Genomic DNA, 13,342 nt, shown 5'->3' with positions numbered 1-13,342 from the left:
GATTTAGTTTTAGGTTTTTTATTATTCAGCTTGTAAAATAAATTATTTTAGTGTTAGGGTGGATAAAATATGGTATAGATTTTGTTTTATAAGTAGTGTATTTGTAAGTGAGTTTGTGGTGGATTTTTGGGTGGGATAGTAGTTTTCTAGTAGCAATACTTTAATTTGATATTTGAAGCCATTGTGGTTGATAGGTTTTAGTTTTTACGTCTTTGTTTTTATTTGTTTTAATTGTTTATATTTTTTTATTAATCTGATAAATTTGGTTTTTACGTATTTTAGTTAGGTTAGGATTATGTGTTATGAAAATAGTAAATTAGTTGACTAATTTAGTTATTTAGTTGAATTGGTTTATTTTTAGCCTTTTTGTTTTTGGTTGTATTATAAAGTGTTATACGTGATTTTAATTTATAATAAAATCTATAATAAGATACAACATATGGATTGAAAAATCTAGCTTTCTTAGAAGAAATTATCTTCTAAGAAAGAATGTTTTATTCAGCGCCTTTTGGAGCTGTAAATGCTGTTATTTCAGGCGGTAATCCTTTGTATTTTTCTATATTTACTAAGCTTGTATGGGAAATGTTTCCGTTTGCTAATTCAGAAGTTGGCATATCAATAGTCAAGACATTTACGTTTCCGTATTTGCACATTCCTTCATCATTTGGGTCATACCACCCACCTTCGCATAATCTTACAACATTTGGCATAATGTCTTTTGTTACAACAGCACCTGCGAGAACTTGACCTCTTTTATTGAAAACTCTTACAATATCGCCATTTTTGATTCCAATTTTTTTAGCATCAATTGGGTTAATCAATATAGGCTCTCTGCCATTTACCGCATACTTTTCACGCAGTGAAGTATGGCACATTTGTGAGTGGAGTCTATTTGTTGGGTGATTGGTTAGTAGATGAAAAGGTGTTTCTTTGGTAGCATTTCCTAGCCATTCTATTGGTTCCATCCACATTGGATGTGCTTTGCAGTCTTTATAATTATACTTTTCGATTGTTTTTGAGTAAATTTCTATCAAGCCTGATTCAGTACCTAGGGCATTTAAGATAGGATCTTCGATAAATTCAGAAAATCTAACCCATTCCATGCTTTCTATAGTTGGAGAAAAAGTTATAGGCTCGTTTTTCGCCCAAAATTCTTCAAAACTTGGCATTTTTGGTTCAAATACATCCCCATAAGCTTGAGTTTGTTTTAAAGCGCTATTGTAGTATTCTTTGATAAAATCTTTTGCTTTTTTACCATTTTCAGTATAAGCATTAAATACATCATCTCCATACACTTTACAAATATCAGCAAAAATTTCATAGTCGTCTTTGCTCTCGCCTATTGGTAATACCGCTTGCTTCATTGGAACTATATTCATATTAGAATAATCACCACTCATGGTAATATCATCTCGTTCATAAGAACTTGTAGTAGGCATTATAATATCTGCCATTTTGGCAGTTGGAGTCCAATAAATTTCATTTACAACTATAGTTCTTGGTTTTTGCCATGCTTTTATATTATTGTTTGTATCTTGATGATGAACTATAGGATTTCCACCCACCCAATAAATAAAGTCAATATCAGGATAGGTTATCTTAGAACCATTATTGTCTATAACTTTTCCAGGATTTAACAAAGCATCAGCTATTCTAGCTACCGGAAAAGAATAACTAGCAGCATTTTGTAGCCATTCGGCACCACCTTGACTAACTCCTGCTTTTGGTAGCCCCTTAAATTTTCCATTTTCCCAAATTCCCACAGTTCCTGCTGTAATACCTCCTATAACACCACCTTTGCATGATGGAACCCCACCATTACTATAGTGATAGCTTAAGCCAAAGCCACCTCCTTTAGTACCAATTTGTCCGATCATTGAAGCTAGGGTTATTAACATCCAATGAGGTTGTTCACCATGATGAGCTCTTTGCATACCCCAACCACTCATGAGCATGGTAGGGTTATCATAAAAGCTTTCAGCTAGTGTTTTAATGGTTTTTTCATCAATCCCGCAAATTCTGCTTGCCCATTTTACATCTTTTTTAATACCATCATTCTTGCCATCTAAATAAGCTTTAAATTTATCAAAACCACTTGTATAATTTTCTAAAAATTCATAATTAACTTTATTTTTTTCGATCAGATGACTAGCCATACCTATCATCATAGCAACATCTGTATTTGGTCTTGGGGAGATCCATTGTGCATTTAAAAATTTAGCAGTTTCAGTTTTTATAGGATCTATACAAATAACCTTGATTTTGCTATTTTTTAATTTTTCAAAATACTGCAAACCCCTTTGGTCGTTTGAAGTCCAAGCTATTCTTAAAGTGGCGATAGGGTTAGCACCCCAAATAACTACTATTTTGGAATGTTCTAAAATATTTTCCCATGAAGTTTGCTGTTCATATACTTCAATGGAGCCTACAACATAAGGCATGATCACTTGAGAAGCTCCGGTTGAGTAATCTCCAGTAGTCCCTACAAAACCACCTGTGACATTTAAAAATCTATGAAGTAGTATTCTACAATTTTGCATATTTCCGCTAGATTTCCACCCATAACTTCCACCAAATATAGCTTGAGTTCCTTTTTGCTCTCTTGTTTTTTTAAGTTCTTTTGCTATAAGTTTTATAGCCTCATCATAACTTACACGCACAAATTCATCTTTTCCTCTAAGCTCGGGCTTTGGATTGTCAGGATTTTCAAGATAACTTTTTCTTACATAAGGATATTTCACACGTGATTTATAGATCATATCTGCTGTATAGTGTTGTAAGGGATTGTCAATTTGTGTTACTTTTTCCCATGGCTCACTTTTGATCACAATGCCATCTTTAATGGTAAGCTTTAAAATTCCCCAATGTGCTGCTGTTATCACGCTTCCATTTTTTACTAAACCAGAATTTATAGTTGAAGCTTCAACGCTTTTTCCCATAACCAAACTAGGAACCAGAGGTAATACACTTAAACCAGCGCCAATTTTTAAAAATTTTCTTCTATCAAACCCCATTTTATTTTACCTCCTTAAAATCTTTTGCATTTTTTTGTAAATACTGTATCACTAACCAATGATCTTTTTTATCAATTCCTGTTCTATTTACCATTGATCTAAAAGTAGCAGGCCAACCATTAGCGCTAAATTCACCTTCTTTATGAACACTATGACAAATTCCGCAGTTATTCATATAAAGTTCTTTTGCTTTTATAAACATTTCTTTATTGCTTTTTGCAAAATCTTTCTTATCAGTCCAAACTTCTATGGTAGCTTTATCCCATTTGCCATTTTTGCTTTTTGTGTAAGTTTTAAAATCAAGTTTTGTATTTTTAGAAAATGCAGCAACTATGATTCTTTGACTATCGTTGTAATAAAGTACAGAAGGCGAAGCAGGATTAACATAGCCTGTGATCTTGACTAAAACTTTATCTCCATCAGTTTTTAATACTTTAAAAGGATTTGTAGGTAGCAATCTACCAACAGCTTTTGTGTCATTTTTGCTTAAGTAAAGTGAGCTTACTTCACTTGTAAAAAATTCATTTTTAGCACAAACAAAAGAAACAAGTGCTAAGCAGAAAACCAAAATTTTTCCCATTTTGCCTCCTTGACATTTTTTTTGATATAAACTTATTGTATATCAATAAAATTAAAAATTTCTTAGCACAAAAAATGTAAAATTAAATATTATTTAATAATTTTTTATTGATTTGTAATTTATTTGTTTTTATATTTTCACAAAGTCTTTTCAATCCTTTAAAGTAAATTTTAGTAAAATACGAAATATTCTTTATAAAGGTTAAAAATGCACTTTACTTTGCTAAATGAAAAAGATTTTTTCAACCCTTACTACCGCAAAAAGCAAATCACACAAAATGAATTTGACACTTTTAGCAAAGCTTTAACGCAGTATATAAAAAGGCTTGAAAACTCACAAAGCGAAAACGAAGACTACCTAGTCGCCAATGCACTTAGTCCATTTTTAACCACGCTAAATTTCAAAACCCACATCAAAACCAAGCAAAAAGGCAAAAGCGAGATTGATTTAGCCATCGCTAAAGATGAGTTTAGTAAAGACTTAGAAGTTCTCATCGAAGCTAAAAAGCCCAACTCAAAAGAATTCATCACCCACACAAAGCCAAATTCTAAAGCCTTGCATGAAGCCATTTTGTATTATTTTAGAAACAGAGAGCGTAGCTTTAGTTTGAAATTTATCATCATCACAGACTTTTATAAATTTTACATTTTCAAAGCTAGTGAGTTTGAAGAACTTTTTTATAAAAACACAAGCTTTAAAAAGCTTTTTGAAGAATTTCAAAGTCCAAACTTACTTTTTAAAGGCAACACCGATGAATTTTACAAAGAAGCAAGCAAACTCATAGAAAATTCCAAAGAAAGTATAAAAGGCTTTTTTATCGATTTAGCCTTTTTAAAAGACAAGCAAAGGTCAAATTTCAAAAACCTAGCAAGCATTTTCAAAACCTTCCACAAAGACTTTTTGCTAAGTGAATTTAGCCCAAATGATGCAAACTCACTAAACAACGCATTTTATAAAGAGCTTTTATACATCTTAGGTTTAAGCGAGAGCAAACAGCTTTCTAAATTCATCATTACACAAAGTGAGCAAAGCAAACAAGCCCAAGGCACACTTTATCATCTCATAGCGAGCAAGCTTCCAAAGCATGACTTTGAAGAAGTATTAAAATTCATCATACTTTGGTTAAATCGCATTTTATTTTTAAAGCTTATTGAGTCTAATTTAGTTAGGTTTAACGATGATAAAACCCTTAAATTTCTAAATTACGAAAAAATTCCAAATTTCACCACCCTTTCACATCTTTTCTTTGATATCTTAGCTAAAGAAAAGCACACAAGAGCGCAGAGTAAATTTAGCTATTTGCCTTATTTAAATTCATCGCTTTTTGAAAAACAAGCCATCGAAAAAACCACATTAGAAATTGCTACTTTAGAAAATGACGCTTTGTTAGAGTATCACCCACACACGCAGTTAAAAGATGACAAGGGAAAAAGTAAAAAAGGCAAAGTAGGTTTGCTTGAGTATTTGTTTGAGTTTTTAGACAGCTTTGACTTTGGAGCAGATGAGCAAAGCGAAGAACTCATCAAACAAAAAGAACTCATCAACTCAAGCGTTTTGGGAAATGTCTTTGAAAAGCTAAATGGCTACAAAGAAGGTAGTTTTTATACCCCAAGCTTTATCACTTCATATATGTGTAAAGCAAGCATAGAAAAAGTCGTGCTAGATAAGTTTAACCATACTTTTAAGCTAAATGCCACCAAGCTAAACGATCTAAGAACCCAGCTACGCCAAGAAAAAATCCCTCAAGAACAAAAACTAGCCTTGCTAAATTCTATACGCATTTGCGATCCTGCGGTGGGAAGTGGGCATTTTTTAGTTTCAGCTTTAAATGCCATGCTTATGGTGCATTATGAGCTTGGTTTGTTTGAAGAGGACTTTTACCTAAGCGTGCAAAATGATGAAATTTTAGTGCAAAATCACAAAGGCCAGTTTTTAGAGTATAAACGCCCTGATTTTGACAAAGACAAAACCCATCTTTGTCAAAAAGAACTTTTCGAGCGTAAAAAAGACATCATAGAAAACAACCTTTTTGGAGTAGATATCAACCCAAACTCATGCGAGATCACTAAACTAAGGCTTTGGATAGAGCTTTTAAAACACAGCTTTTATGAAAGCTTTGATGATGCAAACTATCATGATCTTAAAACCCTGCCAAACATCGATATCAACATAAAATGTGGGAATTCGCTTATAAGTTATTTTGAAATTCACAAAAGCCTTTCTCACTATCCCAACATCAAAGAACGCATGGATAAATACAAACGTATAGTCAAAGACTACAAAGAAGGCTTTTACACCGACAAAACTCTCATCGCAAAAGAGATCAAAAACCTCAAAGAGTCTTTTAAAAATTTCTGCTTAAAAGACAAATTTGCCAAAGAGATCAAGCAACTTACCAACGGCGCTAATGAATACTCTAAAAAATACGGCGATTTTTTAGCGCAAGATGAAAAAGATGAAAATTTTAGAGCATTTTTCTCTAAAAATATGTTTGAATTTGACTTTGATGAAAGTGCAGCTAAGAAAGAATTTAAAAAGCTTAAAAAGCTTTATGAGAGTATATTTGACTTAGAAAGTGCAAATCCTTTTGAATGGCGTTTTGAATTTAGTGAAGTGCTTGATGAGGGCGGGAATTTTCAAGGGTTTGATCTCATCATCGGTAACCCACCTTATATCAGACAAGAAGACATCAAAGAACTAAAGCCAAATTTAGCCAAAAATTATAAAGTATATAAAGGCACAAGCGACATTTATACTTACTTTTATGAGCTTGGGTTTAATGTGCTAAAGCAAAATGGTGTTTTGTCGTTCATCACTTCAAACAAATACACAAGAGCAGGTTATGGAGAAGCTTTAAGAGAGTTTTTACTCAAAAATACCACACTTTTAGAATACATCGATCTAAATGGTATAAAAGTCTTTGATAGTGCTACGGTAGATACTTCCATACTAAGCTTTGAAAAAGCAAAAACTAAAGATAATAGCTTTAAGTACCTAGCTCCAAACACCGAGCTTTTAAAAGAAAATGACTTTAACATAGAAAGCATTTTAAATTTTAATAAAATCGCACAAAATTCTTTAAGCAAAGAAAGCTTTACTTTCAATGATGAAGGCACAAATGCACTAAAAGCAAAGATAGAAAAGCACGGCACTCCACTTAAGGACTGGCATGGGCTTAATATATATCGTGGAATTTTAACAGGGCTTAATGAAGCCTTTATCATCACTACTGAAAAAAGAGATGAAATTCTAGCTAAATGCAAAGATGAAGCCGAAAAAGAACGCACCGCCAAACTCATACGCAAAATGCTACGCGGTAGAGATATAAAAAGATATAGTTATGAGTGGGCAGGGCTTTGGGTGATAGGAACTTTTCCAAGTTTAAAAATCGATATAGAACAATACCCATCATTAAAATCTTATCTATCTAAATTTTTACCACGCATAAAACAAAGCGGAGAAAAAGGCTGTCGTAAGAAAACAAGTAACAAATGGTTTGAGACCCAAGATAGTATAGCTTATTATCAAGAATTTGAAAAAGAAAAGATAGTGTATCCGAATATGAATAAGGAATTTATAGCATTTTTTGATAACGAATTCTTATTGCTAAATCAAAAATGCTTCATTTTATCTCATCAATCAAATAATAAAAAAGAATTATTGTATTTAACAGCATTGCTGAATTCTAATGTCAATTTTTATTATTTTAAACAGATTGGAGCGAAGTTAGGTGCTAGCGGTTATGAAATGAGTAAAATATTTGTCGAAAAACTTCCTATACCAAAAATAAATTCTAAAAATGAAAAACTAGCAAACGAGCTTATAAGCTTAGTCGATGAGATTTTAAATTTAAAAGAACAAGACAAAAAAGCAAATATCAAAACCCAAGAAGATAAAATAAACTCTATCGTTTATAAACTTTACAACCTAAACGAAGAAGAAATAAAAATCATTGAAGGAAAACGATGATAAGGGATATATATAATATTGATTTAGAAATACCAAATAGTGGTATTTTTATAAAGGGTTTAGAAAATGAAAATTTAATTATTTCTTTAGATATTGTGAAATTTATTAAAATTAATGGAGAAAAAATTAAATCTTTTGGCGGAAAGTTAGATACTGGAGAATTGGCTAAACCATTAAATCCATATATTATCTATAAAACTTTAGAAGAAAATCATAAAAATAATTTTAATGGCGTTAAAATTATAGACAAAATAGAAGAAGAAAACAACATTGTTTATTATTTTAATTTTGGATTAACATTAGATACTTTTATAGGACAAATAGAAGAAAATATAGATGAAATTTTATTAAAAAAAATAAATAAAATGAAAAATTTTATATCATTTTGTTGTTTTTCTTATGAAATAGTAGGAGATGTCACTTCAATTCTCCCAAGTGAGCTTAAAAATTTAAAAAATAGTTATGGCTATGAAGGAAAAAACTATAAAAGTATTTTTAAAAAAGAAGTTTATATAAACTATAGTTGCCTTGAAAGAATAGTTTTTTCAAATTGTGAATTTAAATCTAAAGTATCTTTACATGCGGTTGATGGAAGTAATAAAAAAATTGCTTTTTCTAATGGTGTAGATTTTTCAAATTGTGTTTTTGAAGATGAGATAAACTTTAAATTTTTTGTATCAGGGACGCCATTACCTGATGGTAAATACTACAACAATGAAAAAGACACTATATTTAAGAATTGTGTATTTAAAAAAAGAGTTGATTTTCACAATTCTAAATTTGTTAATAGTGTATATTTTAATAATTCTTATTTTAAAGATTATGTTGATTTTCATGAATGTAAATTTGAAAAATCAGCTTGTTTTTATGGAGTAACATTTGAAAAAACTCCAAATTTTAGTGCTTGTTATTTTAAAGAGCAAAAAGCTGTAAATTTAACAAATGTCAATATAGATAATTTAGATTTTGAATCAGTTGAAAAATATATAGAAGATAATTATCAAGATGAGACTTATAAAAACGAAATTGAAAATATACACAACGAGGAAAAAGAAAAAATAAATCAGATCAACAACAAGCATAAATTAAGATATGCTAAAAATTTAAAAGATTCTTTCAGAGTTATAAAAGATGTTTTGATAAGCCAAAATAATATTTTAGAGGCTCAAGAATGGCATAAGCTAGAACTTTATGCAAAAGAAAAAGAAACTATGATAAAAGCTACAAGTATAAATGATAATATAGATTCTAAAAATACTACTGCAAAATTTTTAAAAGAAGAATTATATAATTTTACTGAATGGATTAATTTTACATTGTTGTTTGTATATAGAAACACTAGTAGTCATCACACAAGTTTTTTAAAAATACTTAATTTCACAGTTGTAATGATTGCACTGTACGCTTTGCTTCTTTTTTGGCTACAAAATGACAGTGTTGTTAAATCGGTTTTTGGTTTTATAGTTGCGCTATTTTTTGCAACGGTTATAATTATAGCTTTTTTGTCATTTATTGCTCGCAAAAATATATTTAAATTATGCACATTTCGAATTTTTTTAATTGTGAGTATGGGATATGGTGTATTTTTATTACTATGTTTTCAAAATCCAGAGTCTATTATTATATGTTGTTATATTTTATTAGCTTCTTCTATTAGTTTGATGTTTTTTTATGGAAAATACCGTCGTTTTTTTATTGTAGCTTTTGCATATATTATTTTTTTTGTCGTTCTAATCGAAAAACCACAATTTATCAACCCTTTTATAGGCGTTTTTTCATCAGAAAAACTTCATGAAAATAAAATTGAAAAAATCATTCAAGATTTAAATTCTAGTTCTGTTATAAATCTTGCAAAAATTTCTCATAAAGATTTTAATCTATCTTGGTATTATCAAGACATTTCTTTTGTAGAACTAGATGCGGCTAAGAAGTTGATCGTGGAAAATAAAGATAATATCTTAGATTTAAAAGAACAAAATTTAACCATAGCAACAGAATTTTTAGGTAAAAAATATACCGAAATTTCTAAAGCTATAAAGCAAGATGAAATTACATCAAATGTCATAAAATCCACTAGCGTTTTATATAGTATTATACTTTTACTTTGTATATTCTCGCTCCAAAAAACCGCACGTAAAAACTCCATAGTGCCAAGTTAAATCAAAAGGCTTATTAAAGCCTTTTTTATTTTTTGCTTTTTAAATTTTGCTCATTTTTAGCTTATGGTATAATGAAAATTATCCAAAAAAGGAGTACCATGCTAAAGACAAGTTTTAAAAAATCAGTTTTTATTCCAAGCATTAGCATTATAATCATCTTAAGTCTTAGTTGTATTTTCTTACCTAAGCTTACAAATGATTTTATAAATCATATCAAAAGCTGGATTTTTGCAAATTTTTCATGGTTTTATATACTAAGCGTAAGTTTTTTTGTATGTTTTATGCTCGCACTCGCACTTTCAAAATTTGGTGATATCAAGCTCGGCGATGATGATGAAAAACCTCATTTTAAATTTACTTCTTGGCTTGCTATGCTTTTTGCTACGGGTATGGGCGTGGGGCTTATGTATTTTGGTGTGGCTGAACCTCTCGTACATAAAAAAGCCTTACAAACAAGCGATGAAGAAGCTATGCTACATACTATCTTTCACTGGGGAATTCACCCGTGGGCTATTTATGGGGTGTGTGCTTTGGCTATGGCGTATTTTGGTTTTAGGTATAAAATGCCTCTTAGTTTGCGTAGCGCTTTTTACCCTTTGCTTAAAGAAAAAATTTATGGTTTTTGGGGAAATTTAGTTGATATGCTTGCCTTGATTGTCACGGTTTTTGGTATTAGCACTACGCTTGGTTATAGTGCTTCTCAGCTTAATGCCGGTTTTTTAAATTTAGGCATTTTAAACGAGCAAAGCTTTTTAGAACAAAGCGTGATTATAATCATCATCATTTCTTTAGCTACGCTTTCATCGATTAGTGGTTTGACAAAGGGTTTAAAAATTTTAAGTGAGGCAAATTTGGTTTTTGCAATGTGTTTAATGCTTTTTGTGCTTTTTTCAACCAACACCATTCAAATCCTTTCACAATTTAGCTCTAATATTGGCAATTATTTGCAAAATTTAATTTCTTTGAGCTTTAAGACTTATTATTATGAAAAAGAGCATATAGAGTGGTTTAATAACTGGACTATTTATTATTGGGCTTGGTGGCTTAGTTGGGCGCCTTTTGTGGGCTTTTTCATTGCTAAAATTTCTCGTGGTAGAACGATAAGAGAATTTATCTTTGGTGTGCTTGTGGTGCCTACTAGTTTTAATATACTTTGGTTTAGCATTTTTGGCAATAGTGCTTTAAATTTTAATGATATTTTAAGTCCTTTTACTTCAGCACCTGAAAGTTTGCTTTTTTATTTTTTACAAAATTTTTCTTTTTCTTATTTTAGTTCTTTGCTTGCACTTTTGGTTTTAGCTTTGTTTTTCATCACTTCAGCAGATAGTGGGATATTTGTGTTAAATTCTTTAAGTAGTGGTGGGGCTCATGAGCCATATAAATGGCAAAATATCCTTTGGGGTTTTGTACTTGCACTTTTGGCTACTTCTTTGCTGTATTCAGGTGGTTTGGGGGCGATTTTAAGTATTACTATGATAGTGGCTTTGCCTTTTGCCTTTTTGCTTTGCTTGATGTGTTTTTCACTGCTTAAAGGTTTAATCGTAGATGTAAATTACTCTTTAACTAAGCTTAGTCAAAGCAGTGTGTATTTTTCAGGGGAATTTTGGCAAGAAAGACTAGCTAGAATTTTAAAACAAAGTAAAGAACAAGACATACAAAATTTCTTAAACACCAAAGTAAAAAATGCTATGGAATCACTCAGCCAAAGTCTAAAAAATTACGGCTTAAAAACACAAATCGTTCAAGAAAAATCAAGTATAAGTTTGATTATAAAAAAAGAATTTGCAAAAGATTTTATCTATGGAGTGCAAGTAGTAAAAAAACAAGCAAGCCAAAGCATAATCGATGATAAATTTATGCCAACTTATTCTAAAGAATTTATTTTTGAGCCACAAACTTTCTTTGCTGATTTGCGTAATGGTTATAATATAGAGTATTTAAACGAACAAGAAATCATCGTAGATATACTAAAGCAGTATGAGAGGTATTTGCAACTTTTATTTGATGATAAAAATGAAATTTTTACCAAAGCTTATGATTAAAAAGCGTTATAATTTCACTTTATTTTATAAGAAAGGCCTTTTATGTTGAGATTTTTTATCATGCTTTTTTGTGCTTTAAATCTTTTTGCTATCACGCCAAAAGATACGATTGTTATCGCAGTGGAAAATGAACCAGAGCGTGTAAATCCGCTTTTTAGTGAAGATCATGATGTGGCAATTGCTCTTGTGTTTTCAGGACTTACACGCTTTGATGAAAATATGAGCTTAGCGCCTGATCTTGCTAGATCTTGGAAAGTTAGTAAAGATGGGCTTGTTTATGAATTTACTTTAAGAGATGATGTATTGTGGCATGATGGGACTAAATTTAGTGCTAAAGATGTAGAATTTAGTATAAATGCTTTAAAAGATGAGAAATTAAATTCGCCTTCAAAAGTAAATTTTGACGCAGTTAAGGAAGTAAAAATCATCGATGATTATCACTTGTCTATCACACTTTCAAAGCCTTTTCCTGCATTTTTAGACGCTTTGAGTGTAGGGATTTTACCAAAACATTTACTTGAAAAAGAAAATTTAAATACCACTAAATTTAATCAAATACCTATAGGAACAGGACCATATAAGCTAAAGCAATGGAAACAAGGTCAATACATGATCTTAGAAGCAAATGAAAATTATCATTTAGCTAAGGTAAAAACACCAAAACTCATACTAAAACACATTAAAGATCCAAGCATTAGCTCAATTGAGCTTAAAAATGGTTCTATTGATGTGGCTTTGGTTGATTTTGCTCTAGCTTCAAATTTTGCAAATGATAAAAACTTTAAAATGCTTATAGAACCTTCAGCTGATTACCGTGCTTTGATGTTTAATCTTAATCATGAGTTTTTAAAAGATCAAAATGTGCGTTTAGCGCTAAATTACGCTATTGATAAACAAGCTATTATAAATTCACTTTTGCATTCTTTTGGAAAGGTGGCAAATCATCCTTTAGAAAAATCATGGGCAAATCCTAAAGAATTTGCAAGTTATGCTTATGATATAAAAAAAGCAAATGAGCTTTTAGCAAAAGCAGGCTTTGTGAAAAACAAAAATGGCATTTTAGAAAAAAATGGCAAAGAATTTAGCTTTGAAATGTATGCTATGAGTGAAGATCCACTAAGAGTGGCTTTGGTAAATATCTTACAAAGTGAGTTTTTAAAGCTTGGTATTAAGGCAAAAGCAGTAGCTAAGCCAAGTGGAAGTTTTGATTATACGAAAATTGATAGCTTTTTAGTAGGTTGGGGTAGTCCTTATGATCCTGATTTTCATACCTTTAGAGTTTTTGCAAGCTCTCAAGATAGTGCTTTAAACTCTAGTGGATGGAATTTTGGCCATTATCAAAATGCTAAAGTTGATGAGGCTTTAACAAAGGCTAGAAATTCACTTGATGTAAATGAAAGAAAAAAACACTATAAAGAATTTATCGATGCTTTATATAAAGATCCTGCGTTTTTATTTATAGCTTATATTGATTATCCTTTAGTTTTTGCTAAAAATATCCAAGGTATAAAACCTCATATTTTAGGTCATCATGGGATAGGTTTTACTTGGAATGCTTATGAGTGGAGCAAAAATTAG

The 13,342-nt window shown here is 30.7% G+C and carries 6 protein-coding genes; 4 read left to right on the top strand and 2 right to left on the bottom strand.

What is annotated here, in order from left to right:
• Nucleotides 1–494: 494 nt before the first annotated feature.
• Complete coding sequence (locus L8T90_RS02565; protein ID WP_263736628.1) at nucleotides 495–3,014, bottom strand: molybdopterin guanine dinucleotide-containing S/N-oxide reductase; 2,520 nt, start codon at nucleotides 3,012–3,014, stop codon at nucleotides 495–497.
• A gap of 1 nt (nucleotide 3,015) precedes the next feature.
• Entirely contained in the window at nucleotides 3,016–3,594 is a 579-nt protein-coding gene (locus tag L8T90_RS02560) for a cytochrome C (protein WP_263736627.1), read from the bottom strand.
• A gap of 207 nt (nucleotides 3,595–3,801) precedes the next feature.
• Here L8T90_RS02560 and L8T90_RS02555 point away from each other — a divergent pair, with 207 nt between their 5' ends.
• The 4 genes from L8T90_RS02555 (at nucleotide 3,802) to L8T90_RS02540 (ending at nucleotide 13,342) form a co-directional block, all read left to right on the top strand.
• The gene (locus L8T90_RS02555; RefSeq protein ID WP_263736626.1) at nucleotides 3,802–7,563 is read left to right on the top strand and encodes an Eco57I restriction-modification methylase domain-containing protein; all 3,762 of its coding nucleotides are present in this window, start codon (nucleotides 3,802–3,804) and stop codon (nucleotides 7,561–7,563) included.
• The gene (locus L8T90_RS02550) at nucleotides 7,560–9,722 is read left to right on the top strand and encodes a pentapeptide repeat-containing protein (RefSeq protein WP_263736625.1); all 2,163 of its coding nucleotides are present in this window, start codon (nucleotides 7,560–7,562) and stop codon (nucleotides 9,720–9,722) included. Before L8T90_RS02555 ends, L8T90_RS02550 begins: the two co-directional genes overlap by 4 nt.
• 98 nt (nucleotides 9,723–9,820) lie before the next feature.
• Entirely contained in the window at nucleotides 9,821–11,764 is a 1,944-nt protein-coding gene (locus L8T90_RS02545; protein ID WP_263736624.1) for a BCCT family transporter, read from the top strand.
• A gap of 42 nt (nucleotides 11,765–11,806) precedes the next feature.
• On the top strand, nucleotides 11,807–13,342 hold the full coding sequence (locus L8T90_RS02540; protein WP_263736623.1) for an ABC transporter substrate-binding protein: 1,536 nt from the start codon (nucleotides 11,807–11,809) through the stop codon (nucleotides 13,340–13,342).

Source organism: Campylobacter sp. RKI_CA19_01121, from assembly GCF_025771295.1.
Taxonomy (GTDB): domain Bacteria; phylum Campylobacterota; class Campylobacteria; order Campylobacterales; family Campylobacteraceae; genus Campylobacter_D.
This window is presented reverse-complemented; position numbering and strand designations above follow the sequence as displayed.